Here is an 18851-nt window from a genome sequence, read left to right as displayed (position 1 = left end):
CGTCACCGTCAGCGTAGGATCGGTTCCAACCCAACACGAAACCCTGTAGCGGAGGGTCGAACCATGCTTATCCATCTCCTGACCTGTCTGGCCCTGACGGCCTTCACGTTGAGTGCATTCGGCTGGTTCGTCCTCTCCGAGGAGCGCACGTCATGATCAACGAAGTCACCCTGTCCGTGAGCTTCCCGGTGTTTGGCAACAACTATTACTCGCAACCTTTCGAGTCTCGTAAAGTGTTGACCCTGGTATTCGACAAAAAATTCGAAGCCCTGCTGATTCCGGCCGCCGCCAATCACTTCAACAACGAAGTGGTCGGGCTCAATGATCAGTTCCGGTTCTTGAACGATGTGCTGGCCGAGCATCTGCAGGCGACCGAAACCGCCGCCACTGCACGCCGTCATCAGTACGTCTGAGAGGCCGCCCCAGGCCAAGTGCCCGTCAGGTCGGCGATGCTGGATCGGCCGTCATCCTTTAGCGACTTTCCTGGGCGGTGGCCGTTGCCCGGCCAATGGCGAACAGATCGCCCGCTTGCTCGATGAGTTCACGGCTGTCGGCGAACATCTGCTGCCAGTCAGTGGGAAACCGCACATTCAACGGCAGTTGATCGATTCGCCACTTCGCCGGCAGCGGGTGATCGAATCGGGCAGCGACTTGCAAACCCATTTCGCTGGCCGTAAACGGTCCGCGTAACACTGTCGGCGTGCGCCCGGCGCTGTCCACTGCCTGGACAACATGAGCCTCCAGCCAGTCACCGTTGGGCATGCGCACGCGCAATGCCTGGCCAATGGCGGCGTAGCTGATATTTTGCGGCTCCAGGTAAATCCACAGCAGCGGGTCTTCCTGTCGTTCGATGCGCATCAGCAAGGTCCCGGCACCGACGTTTTCACCGGGGTTGATCATCACTTCCGCCACGCGTCCGCTCTGCGGGGCCTTGATCGGCAACGCGGCCAGGCGCGTCTTCAGCCACTGCTGCTCGGCGTTTTGTTGAATGACGTCTCGCTCAACGCTCAACGGCGCCTGATTGGCCAGTTGCTCACGGCGCTCGAACGCCAACAGATCGGCCCTGAAACCATCGAGTTCGGATTTGGCCGTCAACACTTCCCCCGGCGAAACGGCGCCACGCGACACCAGATCTTCCAGCACCTTCACGCGCGCCTGTGCCCGGCCTATGCGGGTATTGAGCAGCTGACGCTCACTGCCGCCCAATTTGGTATTGCGTACCGGTGTGGTGTTGGTCGGCAGGGCCGCCAGTTGCGATAACCGGGCCCGCCATTCGGGGTTGTCGAGATTGACCAGCGGCTGATCGACGCCAATCTGGTCACCGGCCTTGACCAACAGTTGCTCGACCCGACCGCTATCCCTCGCACGCACTTCGATGATCGGCAAGCGCAACTGAGCCGGCGCATCGATCATCAGCATGCCGTAGGCCAGCTTGCCACCCAGCCAGATCAACGGGCTGGCGACCAGAAACAGGATCAAATACCAGCGCACGCGAAACGCCGTGCGCTTGCCCGGTGCATAGAGCACGTTCAAACCCTGCTCGTGGGTCGGGCTCAGTTCTTTACGACTATCAAAACGAATCTTCATGGGGGTTCACCGTTTTGGAAAGTCTCGCCAGGCTTGCCAGTCAATGCCGGCAATCCCGAGAGGTTGCAGTTGTTCACGCCAGGCGCTGCTCTGGTGCTGCAACTGTTCGGTCGAAACACCGGCCCAGGACTCCGTGGCATCCAGTTGCGGCTCCGTGCTTTGTGCCAGGCGAAATTGCAGGTCGGGCCAGCGCCTGGCGATTTGCTCTGCCATTCGCGCGCTGTTGTTGGGGTTACGGGTGTAAATCATCAGGCTGACCTGCCGCACTCCCGCACCGGGAAGCGCACAGGGCACGCAGGTTTGTCCAGGTTTAGGGTCAGCGAACCAGCGATGGTGACTGGAAATCTCGACCGGCCATGGGCTCACCGAAGAAGCTACGCGCAAGGTTTCGAGCCAGTCTTTGAGGCGCTGATCCGGAACGGGCATGCCCAGTTGCTCGACTTCCAGGTCCAGGTGCAGGCTGCTGAAGGCAAGCCCCTTGAGTTTCGCCAGCAGATCGGTGAGCTGATGGCGTTCCGGCGGTTCGATCCAGCTCGGGTCGCCCAGTAGCAGGCTGACCTGTACCCCCTTGCCCGCCGCGTCCCGCAGCAACTGTTCCAGGCGCTGGCGGGTCGTGCCCAGGTCTTTGATCTGCGCGGCCTTGAGGCCCAGGTAAATCTTGTCCATCCCGGCGTTGCGCAGTGCGTCCAGTTCAGCCGGCCGCTGGCCGGGATCGAGCAACGCTTCGCTGTCCCAGACATAACTGGCCTGTGACCATTTCTCCGCTTGCGCCGCCTGCGCGGTCAACGACAGGACCACCAGCAGGGGCAAGCACAGGGCCTGAAGGATCGAACGCATGTCAAAACCTCGTGGCTCGTTTCAGCACCCACCAGGGCGCCATCGAGCTTTCTTCATGCCCGCGGCGGAACATTTCGTTGAGCATGGCGACCACGCTCCAGCAGCGCAGGAGCAACATGAACAGCGGGAAGAACGGCACCAGCAGGCCGAGGGTCATGTCCTGTCGAGGGCGGTCGGAGATCATCAACAACATGGCGCCGAACATCAGCAGGGTGATCGTCAGGTACAACAGATAGATCAGCGAAAACAGAAACAACAGGGTCATGCCCGGCAGGATGAAGATGGCCAGCAAGGTGTAGGTGAAGATGATGAACGGCAGCACCAACTGGAAAAAGAAGCCCGTCAACAGGATCATCAGAAAAGTTTTCCAGCCCAATAGTTTCGGGCTGATGTTGCGGTTGTGCTTCCTGATGTACAGAAAGAACAGGTCGCCATCCCAGCGCAGGCGCTGCATCAGGAACTGGCTGAGTGTCGCCGGCGCGTCGGTGTGGCCAATCGCTTCAGGCTCGAAGGGGATTCTCAGGTCATGGCGTTTGAAGTAGCTCTTGATACGCAGCGTCAGGTCCAGGTCTTCGGCGGTATGGGTGTTCCAGCCGCCGATTTTCACCAGGAAGCTGCGGCGGAAGGCGCCAAAGGCCCCGGACACGTTGTTGACCAGGTTCCATTCCGCCAGACCGATCTTCGACATGTGGATCGACAGCAGGTATTCCAGCGACTGCATCGCCGTGACCCAGGAACCCCAGACATTGCGCACCCGCAGGCTACCGGCCACCGCGGGCACCATGGGGTCTTCGAAATGCCGCACGATGGCGCTGACCATGTTGTTGTCGAAGGATGTGTCGCCATCGAGCGCCATCACGATTTCGCCACTGGCCAGCGACAGGCCGGCGTTCAAGGACGACACCCGCCCGCCCCGCTGCCATTTGGCGATCGGGCGCAAATGGCGCCTGGGGTACAACTGCGGGTCGACGTTGAAACTGCGCACGGCGGCCAGCGTCGCCTGGTTCACGGTGGCGCCGTCGACCACGGGAATCATCTCGATGTGACCGCCGTAGGTCTGCTCGCACAGGCTCAAGAGCGTGGTCTGCACGTCCATTCCTTCGCTGTAGCAGGTGATGACGCACGAGACCCTGGGCTGATAAAGGCTGATCTTCGGCACGCGGGAACGCCGGCGGGCGAACCAGCGCAGCACGCCCAGCATCACCAGGATCATCATCGGCAATTCAAAAATCAGAAACGATGGAAAGAGCATGTAGAACAACCGGCTCAGACCATCCGCCCCGGCAAGCCCACCCAATGCGTTGTAGAGTTGTTCCATCAAGGGGTTCATGGGTGTAACACCAACTCACCGGCCAAACGGGCCAGCAGCAGTTCACCGTTTTCCTGATCGAGCAGATCATCGGGCGCCGTGATGCTGACGACACGCAGGGAAAGGTCGCTGACCTCCGGCGCGGAAAACAGCTCGGCGATCCGGCTCAAGCGTTGTTTGACGCACTCCAGGCCTTTGCCATCGGTATGGGGAAGCATGATCCAGAAGAACTCTTCGGTACTTCGCGAGCAGCGGTCCGTTTCCCGTACGGTTTCCTTCAAGCGATCGGCCACGCTGTCGATGAAGGCATGACCGCGCTGTTCCCCCAGGTGCGACAACGTGCCGGCCAGGTTGACGAAGCGCAGACCGATCACCGAAAAGGTCGGCGACGGGTAGCGGCGTACGACCTGGATCTGCCAGCTCAGCAGATCATAGAAATCCTTGCCGCCCAGCAGGTTGAGTCGACCGAAGTTCTGCACCGAACGATCACTGAACTCCTGGCGGCAGCGGAACCGTCCGGCCTCGCTCAGGCGGAAATCCCTGACCTCGCGGACTCGCAGTTTATCCGGCGTATGGGACAAGCCGCAGTCCAGGCAACGCGCCTGCACTTCGGCATCGACAAAGAACGCCTGGCATGACCGGCAACGATAGTTCTCCATCGGCCGGTCGTAGTCCGTACCGATGTGACGCAGCCGGCTCAAACAGTTGGGGCACAGCAGCACACCGTCTTTGAGAAAGGATTCCTGTGGCCCTACATGCCCACAGGTGAAGCAGTGCAACGAGGGCTGCCGGGAAATGTCCAGGGCCTGACACTCGGCGCATACGTCGATGTAATTGAGCCGGCCCGAGCCACAGTCTGAACAGAGGCGAACGCGATCGACCAGCACCCCCTCTTCGAGCCAGTCCTGCTGCACCATCAAGCCGAGCCAGACAAACGCGTTGATCTGCTCGTTGTCAGCCAAGGCGTCCAGCAAAGGGTAACGGTAATGCTGGGGCACCTCCGGGTCGCGCAACGCAAACACATGGGCGTTTTCGCGCAACCACAACCAGGACAGCACCCGGCTTTCGAATCGCTCGGGGGCGGCCCCCTGTTCAAGCAGCCTGAAGCGCTCCTGCCAGGCGCCCCAAAGCTGCTTGATCTCACTGGACTCGACAGGACACGCACCATCGCCCAACGCTTCACACCAGCCATCCTGGTCGCGGCAACAGTAAATAAGGGTATAGCGATACGGGGGGATCGAGCGTAGCTTGCGCAGCACTTTGCCCGCATAGGCCGCTGGCATGTCCAGCAGTAATACATCAAATGCGCGGGCCGCCAACAGGCTGCCCAAGTCGGAAAAGTGTTCAAGTTCTGGAAGATTCAGACTGGGCACTCTATTACCGAGTATCGCGATTCGAGGATTTGGAATGGGCATGACGCACGTCCTTTAGAGAGACAAGTGCGGTGAATTGAAGTTATCAACACTAGCACCAATGACGAAGCGCGCTTGCTTTTATTCTGATTTTTTTGCAGATACACGGCAACAGCACTTCGTCACCTAACTTCCTTTGCAACCCTTCCTCAATCAGATAATGATCACAGCCGACCAACCTCGCACGACATCAAATTTTTTACCAATGTAAATCAACGTCTTAGATAATATAGCCCGATATATTATTGTATATATTGTCAGTACTAGTAAATCGCCACCTTGATAGCGTTGCGCCATTCAATGCATTTGCAAACTCTTCCCTATAAGTGCCTTTAATTAATAAAACTGCCGGCATACCTCACTTCAAACCAGAAGTTCAAAATTTTTTTATAGCCATTTGGCTTTTCGATATAACTAAAATTTAGTAAAAGCAAAATCAGTAACAACAGCTTAACACCAACTTGGAAAACAACGAATGTTTGCCCAGTTAATTAGAACTTATTCCTTCTCCAGTTACTTTCTATTCCGAACAAACCACTCGAAGACATTCACGTAACCAGCGATGCACCGGATCGGCATCCAGTCGTGGGTGCCAGAGCATGGCCACGGTGAAAGAAGGCAATGACACCGGAAGTTCGAAACTGTGCATGCCTTCGCGCAGGTCGGCCGTGTGGCGCTCCGGCACGCTGACGATCAAATCACTGGTCCGGGCGAGCGAAAGTGCCGTCGAAAAGCCGGCGACGATGGTGGCGACCTCGCGCTCCAATCCGAGCCGTTCCAGCGCGTCATCGATCGGCCCCTTGTCCAGGCCGCGCCGGGACACGCCGATGTGACGGCCCGTAGCGAAACGCGCAGCGCTGATCGGGCCCTGACTCAACGGATGCCCCGAACGCACCACGCCGATGAAACGGTCACGGAACAGACCCTGGGTACGCAATTCCGGACCGGCGCCTTTCCCCACCACCCCGGTTTCCAGATCCACCGTGCCGTCGCGCAGTGACGTGCTGTCCTTGTCCGTTTTGTGCACGAAGCGCAGGCGCACACCGGGCGCTTGTTCGGCGATGCGCGCAATCAGCCTGGCGCCGAAATTTTCGACAAAACCTTCACTGGTGCGCAGGGTGAACGTGCGAACCAATTGCGTGAGGTCCGGTTGCTCGGCCGGACGCAGCACCGCTTCGACCTCCTGCACCAGTTGGCTCACCTGCTCTCGCAAGGCCAGTGCCCAAGGCGTGGGCACCAGACCGCGTCCGGCCCTGACCAGCAGCGGATCGCCAGTGGTTTCGCGCAATCGCGCCAGCGCCCGGCTCATCGCTGACGGACTGAGGCGCAAGCGCTTGGCGGCGCGGGCCACGCTGCCTTCTGCCAGCAGCACATCAAGGGTAATCAGCAAGTTGAAATCGGCGGTGGACATGCAATGCCTCGTGGCGGGCTCATGGGGCGTTGAATGCACGTATTAAGTGCAAAGGCTGCGTCTTCCGCCATGTTAGGCGCGGGCGTAAATTTCCGATAGCTCCAATCGGGAGTGGCCACGAGAGGGGGACCCCATGAATTCGACAACGACAATGACAGAGGGCGCGCAACGAACAGGATCCGTCAGGTGGGCGCTGGCCAGCCTGTCATTGTCGATGCTGCTGTCCGCCCTCGGCACCAGCATCGCCAACGTGGGTTTGCCGACGCTGGCCCAGGTGTTCGAGGCCTCCTTTCAACAGGTGCAGTGGATCGTCCTCGCGTATCTGCTGGCCATCACCACGCTAATTGTTAGCGTCGGCCGGCTCGGCGATCTGACCGGACGGCGGCGCCTGCTCCTGGGCGGGATCGGCGTTTTTACCCTGGCTTCGGCCTTGTGCGGCCTGGCACCGACGCTCGGCCTGCTGATCGGCGCGAGGGTCCTGCAGGGCCTGGGCGCGGCGATCATGATGGCCCTGACCATGGCCTTCGTCAGCGAGACCGTGTCCAAGGAAAGGACCGGCAGCGCCATGGGCTTGCTCGGGACAATGTCGGCGATTGGCACCGCAATGGGCCCTTCGCTCGGCGGCCTGCTGATCGGCGGTTTCGGCTGGCGGGCGATGTTTCTGATGATGCTGCCGCTGGGCCTGGTGACGCTGCTGCTTGCGTATCGCTACTTGCCGGCCGATCAGCGCAAGGCGGACACCGTGGGCAGCGGTTTCGATCCGCTGGGTAGCCTGTTGCTGGGCCTGACACTGGGCGCTTATGCATTGGCCATGACCCTCGGCCGCGGCCACTTTGGGCCCTTGAACATCGCCCTGTTGCTGGTCACGTGCGTGGGCGTCGGCCTGTTCATTCGGGTGGAGGCCCGGGTCGCTGCGCCGCTGATTCGCCTGGGGATGTTCCGCGATCCGCAGCTGAGCGCGAGCCTGGCCATGAGCCTGCTGGTGACGACGGTGATGATGGCAACGCTGGTGGTCGGGCCGTTCTACCTGGCCCGGGCGCTCGGGCTGGATGCGGTCGGGGTCGGGTTGGTGTTGTCGGTCGGGCCACTGGTGGCGGCACTGGCCGGCGTACCCGCCGGGCGCATGGCCGACCGCTTCGGCGCGCGGCGCATGACCTTCGCCGGGCTCATCGCCCTGGGGCTGGGTTGCTTCGCGCTATCGGCGCTACCAAGGACATTCGGTATCGCCGGCTACCTCGCACCCATGGTCATCATTACCCTGGGTTACGCGGTGTTCCAGACCGCCAACAATACCGTTGTCATGAGCAATGTGGCGCCGGACCGGCGGGGCCTAGTCTCTGCGTTGCTCAACCTGTCGCGCAATCTCGGGCTGATCACCGGGGCCTCGGTGCTGGGCGCGGTGTTTGCGCTGGCATCTCATTCGGTGGACATCAATACCGCACCTCCCGAGGCGGTTGCCAGGGGCATGGGCGTGACGTTCATGGTGGCATGGGGACTGATCGGGATTGCTTGTATGATCGCCCTGATCAGCCGCCGCAGCCATTAAGCGGTCACCGTGTGTCGCGCAGGTCCCTGTTGTGTATGCGCAGGTCCCTGTCGGTGCTGAAGACAGGTCGCAATCCAAACCACATCGCGTTTATCGCAGATCAGCCCAACCCGTACGTTTGAGCCGACCCTAAAGATCAAGCCCCGAAAACGACTCGAGGCTTGATGAGGATCACGCAGCATTAGGCCTTACGTCCTCCGCCGCCGCTGTGGTCCCCGCCTTTGCGCCCCGCTTCAGAGCCTTTATCCATGTCATCGGCCATATTGTCACCACGACCGCTTCCCTGCCCGCCGGTGGTCGAATGATGAGCATCGCCCGACTGGCGTCCACCGGAGGCCTGACCACCCTTCTGTCCTGGTTTGGTCATGTCCTGCTTGTCGTCAGCAAACTCGCCGCCGCGCTGGGTACCTTGCCCACCACCTGACATGCGATCAGCGTCGCGCGATTGCCCGCCCGACGCCTGGCCGCCTTTCTGGCCTGCCCGTTGTGGATCATTGGTTACGTTGCCGCCGGAAGCCCCTGTGCCTTTCTTGGTGGTATCGGAAGCCTTGTCCCGATCACTGGCTGAATTACCGGGGTTCTTGTTTTCTGTATTGGCCATTTCTGTTCACCTCTTGAGTCGTTAGTACGAGCTCGGGCCCGTACAATTCGGAGGGCGCAGGGAATCGAAAGTTTGAACGCAAATCCGGTGTCGCGACGAGTGGATTTCGAGGGTTAGTTCCATTGAATTCAGGAACAATCGACTGGCGGACGCAGCCGCTCAAGCCCGGACCGTACGCCGCTTTTCAAGAATCGAAGGGCATTGTTGACTAGACTGGATAACGCGCGGTACGTCCTCCTGGCTGCGGACTCGGAAGGCCAATCAATGACAGAGCACATCGTACATTTTCATTGCCAGATCGATCAGGGAACGACTGAGCGCTTCAGGGATTGCTGCCTGGAAGCGATCGATCAAGGGGCCCATTCGCTGCTCTTGAATCTGTCCACCAGCGGCGGCAGTACCAACTTTGGCTTTACCCTTTATACCTTCTTGAAATCATTGCCAGTGCCACTCTGCGCGATCAATGCCGGCAACATCGAATCGATGGGCATCATCATGTTCCTGGCAGCCGGCCGTCGAATTACATCCCCCCATTCGCGATTTCTGATTCACCCGATGAACTGGTACTTCAGCCAGAAATCGGTCGACCACCAGCGGTTGAGAGAATACCTGTCGAGTCTGGACAACGACCTGGCACGCTACGTCCAGATATTTGCCCAGGAAACGGCGGAGGCCCCCACCAGGCTGGACATTTTCCACTGCCTGTCGGCGGAGGAAAAAGTCATCGCCGCCCACGAATCCATGGCTTACGGCATCGCTCACGAGATGCGGCAAATGGTGTTCGCCGACGATGTCAAACACTGGAAAGTCAGTGGTGGATGAGGCGGGCCAGGCAAACGCGACGCCGTGACGTCGCGCTCGCCTGTCACTCAGTGAGGCGCGCGGGGGATGGTTTTGAGCAGGTCTTCAGGGCTGATGTGGCCGACCACTGACTGAACGCTGCCCGGTTGCGGCAGATCCAGGATGTGGCCCTTCATCTTGCCGATCACGTGCATTTCGCACGGTTTGCAGTCGAACTTCAGGGTCAGCACTTCATCGCCGTGCACCAGTTGCATCGGCGCGACCTTGGTGCGAACGCCGGTGACGCCCTTGGCCTGTTTCGGGCAGAGGTTGAAGGAAAAACGCAGGCAGTGCTTGGTGATCATCACCGGCACTTCGCCCGTCTCTTCGTGGGCCTCGTAGGCCGCGTCGATCAGCTTCACGCCGTGACGGTGATAGAAATCACGAGCCTTCTGGTTGTAGACGTTGGCCAGGAACGACAGGTGCGATTCCGGGTACACCGGCGGTGGAGTGGTCTCGGCTTTGCGAGCGCCCCGTGGGTGTGCGGCGATGCGCGCCACGGTCAACGCTTCGATCACTTCGCGGCGCAAGGCCTTGAGCTGCGAGTTGGGGATGAACCAGGCCTGGGGTGCGTCCAGCTTGATGTCCGTGGCGTGGTATTCGGTGGTGCCCAGTTGGCCCAGCAGATCGTGCAGTTGCTCCAGGGCCTGTTCCGGTTTGTTGGCCACACCGAACGGTCCGTCCAGGTTGACGCTGGCGCTGACGCCCTCTTCACTGGTGGCGGTCAGCTCCAGGCGATCTTCACGCAGGCGCGCGACCCACGAGAGACCGATACGGCGCTCGGCGGACGTCTTTTGCAGCGCCTGGGCCCAGTTGTGATCCAGGTTGCGGCTGAGCGGGTGATTGGGGCGCAACTGATGCAAGCCTTTTGGCATCTCGTTTGGCTCGACGCGGTAGCGGTAGCGCTTCTCGCCGTCCTCTTCGAACTCGCCCTTGGGCTCGGCAATGTTGGTCCGCCAGCCCACCACTTCACGCTTGACCAGCACATTGAGGCCGTCGCCGTTGGACAGCGGCTCGTGAGTGACCACCAGCAGATCACGCTTGCCGACTTTTTCCACCACGCCCACCGGCAGGCCGGTGAAGGTCGGCGAATCGAAGGCGCCGATGTCGATCTTGCGTTCGCTGACGAAGTAGTCGGTGCTGCCGCGGTGGAAGGTCTTGTCCGGATCGGGCAGGAAGAAGTGCGCGGTGCGGCCGCTGGAGGCGCGGGCCAGGTCCGGGCGGTCTTCAAGCACGTCGTCCAGGCGCTGGCGGTAATAGGCGGTGATGTTCTTCACATAACCCATGTCCTTGTAGCGCCCTTCGATCTTGAACGAGCGCACGCCGGCTTCGACCAGGGCGCGGATGTTGGCGCTCTGGTTGTTGTCCTTCATCGACAGCAGGTGCTTCTCGTAGGCGATCACCCCGCCCTTTTCGTCTTTGAGGGTGTACGGCAGACGGCAGGCCTGGGAGCAGTCGCCCCGGTTGGCACTGCGGCCGGTCTGCGCGTGGGAAATGTTGCACTGGCCGGAGAATGCCACGCACAGCGCGCCGTGGATGAAGAACTCGATCGCCGCATCGGTCTCGTCGGCGATGGCGCGGATTTCCTGCAGGTTCAGCTCGCGGGCCAGCACCAGTTGCGAAAAACCGGCCTGATCGAGGAACTTCGCCCGCGCCAGGGTGCGGATGTCAGTCTGGGTACTGGCGTGCAGTTCGATCGGCGGGATATCCAGTTCCATCACGCCCAGGTCCTGGACGATCAGCGCGTCGACACCGGCATCGTAGAGTTCGTGGATCAGCTTGCGCGCCGGCTCCAGCTCGTTGTCGTGCAGGATGGTGTTGATGGTGGTGAACACCCGGGCGTGGTAGCGATGGGCAAACTCCACCAGCCGGGCGATATCGCTCACCTCGTTGCAGGCATTGTGGCGGGCGCCGAAGCTTGGCCCCCCCAGGTACACGGCGTCGGCGCCATGCAAAATGGCCTCGCGGGCGATGGCGACGTCGCGGGCGGGGCTCAGCAATTCGAGGTGATGCTTGGGTAGGGACATGTGTTTTTAGTCTGGCTTGTCACGATCAAGGCACGCATTGTAGCGGCGAAACGCCTGACCGGCACCCGTATGCTGCCGGGTGGTGCTCACTTGCTGACTTTCTTCAAAACACAGCAGATCAAATGTGGGAGCGGACTTGCCCTCGATGGGGGCGGTACATCCAGCATCCTGGTTGCCTGACCCACCGCCATCGCGGGCAAGCCCGCTCCCACAGAGTTGAGTGTCGCTGGAAGGGATCAGCCCTTGGCGGCCATCGCGGTGACTTCCACGCGCATGCCTTCGACTGCCAGGGCGGCCACGCCAACGGCGGCGCGTACCGGCCATGGCTTGGCGAAAAAGCGCTGGTAAACCTCGTTGAAGGCAGCCCGGTCGGCCATGTCGGTGAGGTAGATGGTCAGGTGCAGAACCCGGTCCATGGAGCTGCCGGCCCGCTCCAGCGCAACCTTCAGCGCCTGCAGGGTGCATTCGCTCTGGAGGGTGATGTCGCCCAGCTCCAGGCTGCCGTCGGCACGGGTCGGGATCTGGGTGGAGACCAGCAGGCCGCCAAAACCGGCAACGTCGGAGGAGATGGAATCGGCATCGGGGTCAGGAACGAAGGTGATGTCTTGATTGGCCATGGGAAACTCTTGCTCGAGGGGTAAAGGGTCGGTCGAAACCGGGCGGCCAGTTTACAGCGCCATCGTCTGGCCGTCCCTGAATCAGCTCGAAAACCCCGCCCCCACGCAGAGTGCCCCTGCCCCGTTACACGCGGCCGCGCCCGCATTCACCGAATCAATGAATTGCACGAACGCCTGGCCAGGCAGTGGCAACGAGAAGAAATTGCCCTGGCCGACCTCATACCCTTGGGCCTTGAGGATGTCACGCTGGACGGCGGACTCGATGCCTTCGGCCACCACGGTCAACGACAGACTCTTGCCGATGCCGATGACCGACTCGCTCAGGGCCCGGCAAGACGTATCGTGCTCCAGGTCGTCGACAAAACTCTTGTCCAGTTTCAGCTCGCTGATCGGCAGATGCCGCAAATACCCCAGACTGGAGTAGCCCGTGCCGAAATCATCGATGGCCAGCCGCACCCCCAACGCGTGCAGATCGCGGATGGTTTTACAGGTGCCAGGACTGTTGGAAAGCACCACGCCCTCGGTCACTTCCACGCACAGGTCGGCGGGTTGCAAACCGTATCGCTGCAATTGGCCGGCAATCAGTTCGGCCAGATCGAGGTTATGAAAGTTGATCGGCGACAGGTTGATCGAAAGCGACGCAATCGCCAATCCCTGTCGACGCCAGACGGCCAGTTGTTCGCATGCCGCTTGCAGCACCCATTGACTCAGTTCATTAATCAGCCCGCACTCCTCGGCCAGCGGTATGAATTGCCTTGGCGAGATGTCGCCCAGGGCCGGATGCGCCCAGCGAGCCAACGCCTCGACACCCACGAGCCTGCCGCTGTTGAGGTCGATCTGCGGCTGGTAGAACAACTCGAGGTTGCCGGTGGCCATGGCGTTGCGCAGCGCCGTTTCCAGCACCAATCGGTCTTGAGCGATCCGGTTCATCTTTTCGACAAAAAAGCTGAAGCTGCCGCGCTCGATGCGCTTGGCCTGATACATCGCAATGTCGGCACGGTGCAGCAAGGTCTCCATGTCACGCCCATCGCCGGGGAACAGGCTGATGCCAATGCTGGCCGAAACGACCACCGACATGCCCGCGATCGTCATCGGGCGACTCAGGAGCATCATCATCCGCTCCAGAAAAGTCGCGACCTGTGTCGCGTTCATGCGTGGCAGCACCAGGACGAATTCGTCGCCGGACAAACGCCCGACCAGGTCGGCCTCTCGCAACAGGCTGCGCAGCCGGTGCGCCGTGACGCGCAATAACTCGTCACCCGAGGCATGGCCCAACGCATCGTTGATTTGCTTGAAACGATCCAGGTCGACAAACAGCACGGCCAGCTCCGCCTGCTCTCGCGCCATTTCGCCCAGGGTGCGTTGTGCCTGGGCGAGCAGGTAACTGCGATTGGGCAGGCCGGTCAATCCATCGTAAAAGGCCATTTTTCGAATGGATTGGCGGGCTTGCTCGCGTTCGAGGGCCAACATGCACAGATGCGTGCCCGCTTTGACCAAGTGGCCATGCAAGGGGTCCGGTCCACGGCTTTCCCGGAAATACAGTGCAAAGGTCGCGGCGATGCGCCCGGCACCGTTGCGCACCGGCATCGACCAACAGGCCTGCAAACCGGACTGTTGTGCCAGGTGCTTGTAGTCCGCCCACAGCGGGTCGTTGTTGATGTCGGTCACCAGCACCGGTTCGCCCCGGTAGGCGGCCGTGCCGCAGGACCCCGTCGTGGGGCCGATGACCAGGCCCTCGATGGCCCTGGAGTATTCGACCGGCAAGCCGGGGCTGGCCAGGGGATGCAGAATTCCTTGCGGATCAACACTGAGGATCGACACGATGACTTCGGGGGCGATGCGTTCAATTTCATGGCACAACAACGTCAGCACGCTCTCCAGCGACTCCTCCTTGAGCAATGCGCCAATGACTTTGTTCTGCAGCACCTCATGCAACTTCGACTGGGTAATGTCCGTCAGCACGATCACGACATGTTCGAGCTGGTCTTGAGCATCGAAGACGGGTGTCGAGGACACATGCACCCACAGGCGCTGTCCGCTGCGTTTGCTGATCAGTGCGCTGAACTCGTGAGGCTGGCCGCAGAGAATGGCTTCCAGCTCCGGCTCCGCTTGCGTCTCGGCCCGAGCGTCGGGCACGAAGAACAGCAAGGGTGATTGCCCGATCACCTCCTCACGGGAATACCCCAGCAAGCGGATCAGTCCGTCATTCACGTAGATAAGCTGTCGATGGGCGTCGACGATGCACGTCGCCGAATGCGTGGCATTGATCGACATCGATAGCAACCGGTGCTCGAGGTCTTGCACGCGCAGGTGCGTGACATCCTTGAGGAAGACCGCATGCAGGGTCTGGTCATGCATAACAATTGTCGAGACGGACATCACGCCCCAGCGCTCCTGACCATCCTGGCGCACGATCCGCGTATCCAGACTGCTGCCTGCCAGGTGATGGACGCCGCCGTCCGTGTGCTCGCTGGCAGAATCGTCAGGGTTCGGGTCAAGCCCCCGGGGAATCAGGGCACTGACGTTACCGCCCAGCGCCTCAATGCGCGAACAGCCCCAAAAGCGTTCGGCAGCGGCATTGAAAAACACCACGAGGCCCTGCGCATCCACGACCACCACGGCGTCGATAGCCTGCTCCAGTGTTTGCACCAAGACGCCTGGAGCCGCTTCGTCTCTTGCCAGTTCGACCCTTGTGTTCATCGCTGCCACACTTATCCGTGCAACCACCGCCTTTCATCCAGAAAAGCCTGTGGAACGCCGAAAGACCCTTCCCTGCCAGAAGGTACCCATCATCCAGGCAACAGTTGACTCCGGTTAACGAAGCGCAACGGCATCAAGAACATGGAAATCAGGATAGCCGTGAAGTGGCGACCTGACGAAAACATCGGCGTCAGGCCACCCGTTCAATCTTTTGCGCACGGCGCTTCTTCTCGGCGCCGTTGAAGCGCATCAACACGATTCGCACGAACTTGTTCCAGGCGTAACCGACCACGATCCCGCCGACGATGGCGATCACCACGGCCAGTACAGGGCTGTCATTGAGGCGACGGGCCACGGACTGGAACTGGAAGTGCGTCAGATAGATGTACAGCGTTGACGCCGCGATGGCGGCGAGCCCCCGCGCGATGAGTCCTGGCACGGGCACCGAGCGGATCCAGATCACCGCGAGCACCGCCGGCACCGCCACATCGATGTATTCGCTCATGCCAACCGCAGGCAAGCCATGCCCGTAGAACTCCAGTAAATCTCGCCCGCCCACCACAATGACCGCCACCGCGCTGGCCATCCATTTGCGCCGGGTGGAGTCGGCATAGTGAATGGCCATGCCGAGCACCATGATCGCCAGGAAGTGCTGTGGCACCCGGTTATCCAGCGCTGAAGCGTCAAACACATACAGACTGATCAACAGATCAGCCACCGCCAACAGGCAGGACGCCATGAGCAAATAACGGAACGGATTGGAAAGGATGATTTGCCTGACGCGCTCGAACGACAACACTAGCCCGATAATCACGATCATCTGCAACAGCACTTCAACGTACCAATAGGTGAAGTAGCCGATGTCATTGGGTGCAAACCAGTTGGAAATCATCAAGACGGACTGCCAGTGAAATCTGTCGAAAAGCACCTGGGTCAACAACGTATACAGGACGGTGGGCACTGCGATAGTGGCCACGGACTTGACGAGCGTACTGGCGTTACCGCGTTCATTGATGGCTTGAAATTGAAACCTCGCCAGGCTGAGACCGGACACGACGAACAACACCGCCGTTTCGCCGAAGAACGCCCAATCCTTAAACAGTTGAAAATGCCCGACAACGATCATCACGATGGACATGACCCGCAGCAACACGGGAACTTCCATTGCCCGAACGGCCAGCCGCGAGGGTTTGGCGGTATTGGCCAACTCACCCAGATCACGGACCGGCAGCATTTCCCATCGTTCGGGCAAATGCCCGATCAACCGCTCAAGGACCATTGACGCCTGGACGAACGACAGCGAATCGCCGCCCAGCTCGACGAACGACAGGTTGGCGTCGATATGCGGGACGTCGAGGATTGCAGACCAGGCGTCCGCCAGCTTGAGCCCGATCGGCGACAGATTCTGGTCCGAGCCCGGGGACGCCGCTTGCGTCGAAGCGCCCGCCGCAGTCAGCGCCCGCTTATCGATCTTGCCATTGGGCGTCAGTGGAATGGCGTCCAGAAACACGAACAACGCCGGCACCATGTAGTCGGGAAGTGCCTTGCTGACATGCTCGCGCAATTGAACCGACGAAACAGGCTGGGTTGAAACGCAATAGGCCACCAGCCTCACGCTGGAACGGTCATTCGCCGCCAGCACAACGCACTGCTTGATTCGAGGATGGCGCGAAATGGCGCCTTCGATTTCAGTCAGTTCGATTCGGTGCCCGCGAATCTTGACCTGACTGTCACCCCGCCCCAGAAACATGACACTGCCATCCGGAAGGTAGGTGCCGAGGTCGCCGGTCTTGTAGCAAATGTCATCCGGGACACGGGTAAAGGGATTGACCACAAAACTATCCCGGGTCTTCGCCGCGTCACCCCAGTAACCCAATGACAGATAGGGGCTGCGAATCAGGATTTCCCCCACTTCTCCAATGCCGGCCAACTGACTGGCGTCATTCACGACCAGCAGTTGTGCCCCGTCTATGCCTTTGCCCAGCGGTATCCGCGAATTGTCGGCGGTGGGATCGAGCGGGTGAAACGCCATGGCCTGTGGCGTTTCCGTCGTACCGTAGAAGTTCACGCTCTTTGCATCGGGTGCAATGACGCGCATCTGTTCGTACAAGGTATCGCTCAGGGCGTCGCCACCCCAAAACAGGTAGCGCAAATCGTTGAATCGGGTTCCATTGATCTTTGCGCCCGCTTCAATGAGCTTGCCCAGGGGCGGCGTCAAGTGAATGACCGAAATGGCATGTTCATGCAGCCATGTGGCCAGGGCCGATGGATCGATAACCAGCGACTGCGCCGGAATGACCACTTTCGCGCCGATGGACAGCGGCGTGAAGACGTCCCTGTAGACAGGGTCATGACCCAGTCCGGACAACAGGGAAAAGCAATCGTTTTCCGATAGCGAATGATGCCGGGCATGCCACTCGATGAAATGAACCAGCGGCGCATGGTGGGTGACAATCCCCTTCGGTTCACCGGTACTGCCCGATGTGAAGGTGATGTAGGCCGGATGAGCCGGGTCGACTTCCGGCAAATCATCTGGAGCAATGGCAAACGCTTGCAGGGATTCGTCAGGCGATTCGGGAATCTGCACCACCTGCGGATGAGCAGTGCCCTGCCCCGGTTGTACAGGCCCGGGATCGAAGGTCGCCCCGCCGCAAAGCAACACAAACGAGGGCTGCAGGATGCGTATGATCTGGTCGATGCGCGCAGCGGGATAGGCCATGTCGGCGACGCTGAACGTCAACCCGGCCCGCGAGGCGCCGAGCATGGCGTAGACCAGGCCCGCGCAGCGATTGGAAATGATGACCACCCGGTCTGACTCGCGGGCGCCTTTTTCGATCAGAAAGCCGGCAATGCCCCGGCTTATGCGCTCAAGTTGACGATAACTGCACGATGCATCGTGGGAAATGACAGCGGTTGCATCGGGTGTACGGTTCGCGTACTGCAAGAAATCCATGAATATCGGACGTTCGACACAATATTCCAGGGTCAGCATTGGGTTGGGGCGAACATCCTGCATTTATTGATCCTGCTCCGCATGAAGTCGATTGCGACCCGGTACCCATGACCGCAATCGAACTGACGCCGTCATTCCTTGGTCAGCGCTCCGGGTAAGGTAGCGCCCTGCTGGAAAATCACCGTTTGCGCCGGTATCGGTGCCGGGAAGCCCGCCTCGCCGAGGGCATCCTTGATGGTGCGATTGGTGTCGAAATACACCTGCCAGTAGTTTTCGTTGTGGCAATAAGGACGCACCGCCAACACGGGCCCTACCAGATTGAACTCCAGAATCTCCACATCCACCGCCGGCTCGGCGAGCACGTTGGGAATGGACGCGATTTTCTGCTTGAGCAAGGCCGCCGCTGCCTTCCAGTCGGCGGCGCCGGACAGCTGTGCCTTGAGTTCAACACGGCGGAAGGGATTGTGGGTGAAATTCTGGATGTTGTCGCTGAAGATCTTGTTGTTGCCCACCAGGGTCAGCACGTTGTCCGGGGTGTTGATCGCCGTGGCGAACAGTCCGATCTCGGTGACCGTGCCTGTTACCCCGCCGGCGCAGATGAAATCGCCCACCTTGAACGGCCGCAGGACAATGATGAAGGCACCGGCCGCCAGGTTGGCCAGCAACCCCGACCAGGCCATGCCGATTGCCAGGCCGACTGCGGCGAGCAACGCGGCGAAGGTGGTGGTCTGCATGCCGAGGTAACCGAGGATGCCGATCACCAGGATGATGTTCAGCGTCACCGTGATCGCCGAGCCCACATAGCGCAACACCGTCGGGTCGACCTTCTGCTTGCCCAGGGCCTTTTGCACCATATGGACGGCAAAGCCGATCAGCCAGCGCCCGACGATCCAGAACGCGATGGCGGTGAGAATCTTGATCGCGAAAGCGGCCCCGTAGGCCTGGACGATGGCGATGAGGGCGTTGAACTTGGCAGTGGTGACATTAACGATAGTCTCGTCCATGGAGGGA

14 protein-coding genes are annotated in these 18851 nt (G+C 60.3%); 3 read left to right on the top strand and 11 right to left on the bottom strand.

All coding sequences use genetic code 11. The annotated features are described in order from the left end of the window. The first annotated feature begins 152 nt into the window (after positions 1-152). Positions 153-413: a hypothetical protein gene (locus tag BLV61_RS27415; RefSeq protein ID WP_047527997.1), complete on the top strand. Its 261-nt coding sequence runs from the start codon at positions 153-155 to the stop codon at positions 411-413. A 58-nt stretch (positions 414-471) separates the two neighbouring features. Here BLV61_RS27415 and BLV61_RS27410 read toward each other — a convergent pair whose 3' ends face one another. From BLV61_RS27410 to BLV61_RS27390, 5 genes are all read right to left on the bottom strand, one after another. Further along, entirely contained in the window at positions 472-1587 is a 1116-nt protein-coding gene (locus tag BLV61_RS27410) for an HlyD family secretion protein (protein ID WP_047527995.1), read from the bottom strand. A gap of 6 nt (positions 1588-1593) precedes the next feature. Continuing rightward, on the bottom strand, positions 1594-2424 hold the full coding sequence (locus BLV61_RS27405) for a hypothetical protein (protein ID WP_090468678.1): 831 nt from the start codon (positions 2422-2424) through the stop codon (positions 1594-1596). A gap of 1 nt (position 2425) precedes the next feature. Continuing rightward, positions 2426-3754, bottom strand: coding sequence for a glycosyltransferase family 2 protein (locus BLV61_RS27400; protein ID WP_090468676.1), 1329 nt, complete (start codon positions 3752-3754; stop codon positions 2426-2428). Then, entirely contained in the window at positions 3751-5148 is a 1398-nt protein-coding gene (locus BLV61_RS27395) for a TackOD1 domain-containing metal-binding protein (RefSeq protein WP_047527991.1), read from the bottom strand. The genes BLV61_RS27400 and BLV61_RS27395 overlap by 4 nt, the downstream gene beginning before the upstream one ends. A 517-nt stretch (positions 5149-5665) precedes the next feature. After that, positions 5666-6556 (bottom strand): LysR family transcriptional regulator, encoded by an 891-nt coding sequence (locus tag BLV61_RS27390; RefSeq protein WP_090468673.1) that lies wholly within the window; start codon positions 6554-6556, stop codon positions 5666-5668. Positions 6557-6689: 133 nt separating this feature from the next. Between BLV61_RS27390 and BLV61_RS27385 the strand changes: the two genes are divergently transcribed. After that, on the top strand, positions 6690-8102 hold the full coding sequence (locus tag BLV61_RS27385; RefSeq protein WP_090468671.1) for an MFS transporter: 1413 nt from the start codon (positions 6690-6692) through the stop codon (positions 8100-8102). A 181-nt stretch (positions 8103-8283) separates the two neighbouring features. On the opposite strand, the gene BLV61_RS27380 is transcribed toward BLV61_RS27385, so the two are convergent. After that, positions 8284-8703: a stress protein gene (locus tag BLV61_RS27380; protein ID WP_090468669.1), complete on the bottom strand. Its 420-nt coding sequence runs from the start codon at positions 8701-8703 to the stop codon at positions 8284-8286. A 264-nt stretch (positions 8704-8967) separates the two neighbouring features. On the opposite strand from BLV61_RS27380, the gene BLV61_RS27375 reads away from it, so the two are divergent. Beyond that, positions 8968-9525, top strand: coding sequence for an ATP-dependent Clp protease proteolytic subunit (locus BLV61_RS27375; protein ID WP_047527985.1), 558 nt, complete (start codon positions 8968-8970; stop codon positions 9523-9525). A gap of 47 nt (positions 9526-9572) precedes the next feature. Here BLV61_RS27375 and BLV61_RS27370 read toward each other — a convergent pair whose 3' ends face one another. The 5 genes from BLV61_RS27370 to BLV61_RS27350 all read right to left on the bottom strand — a co-directional run bounded on the left by BLV61_RS27370 (position 9573) and on the right by BLV61_RS27350 (position 18844). Continuing rightward, positions 9573-11570, bottom strand: coding sequence for a peptidase U32 family protein (locus tag BLV61_RS27370; protein WP_090468667.1), 1998 nt, complete (start codon positions 11568-11570; stop codon positions 9573-9575). Between the two features lie 236 nt (positions 11571-11806). Then, positions 11807-12187 carry a RidA family protein gene (locus BLV61_RS27365; protein ID WP_090320103.1) on the bottom strand — a complete coding sequence of 127 codons (381 nt, stop codon included), beginning with the start codon at positions 12185-12187 and terminating at the stop codon, positions 11807-11809. A gap of 81 nt (positions 12188-12268) precedes the next feature. Continuing rightward, on the bottom strand, positions 12269-14887 hold the full coding sequence (locus BLV61_RS27360; protein ID WP_090468665.1) for an EAL domain-containing protein: 2619 nt from the start codon (positions 14885-14887) through the stop codon (positions 12269-12271). Positions 14888-15077: 190 nt separating this feature from the next. Beyond that, a complete protein-coding gene (locus tag BLV61_RS27355; protein WP_090468663.1) occupies positions 15078-17903 on the bottom strand; it encodes an amino acid adenylation domain-containing protein in 2826 nt (941 codons plus the stop codon). Positions 17904-17971: 68 nt separating this feature from the next. Continuing rightward, positions 17972-18844, bottom strand: coding sequence for a mechanosensitive ion channel family protein (locus BLV61_RS27350; protein ID WP_090468661.1), 873 nt, complete (start codon positions 18842-18844; stop codon positions 17972-17974). Between the last annotated feature and the right edge of the window lie 7 nt (positions 18845-18851).

Source organism: Pseudomonas mohnii (assembly GCF_900105115.1).
GTDB lineage: Bacteria > Pseudomonadota > Gammaproteobacteria > Pseudomonadales > Pseudomonadaceae > Aquipseudomonas > Aquipseudomonas mohnii.
This window is presented reverse-complemented; position numbering and strand designations above follow the sequence as displayed.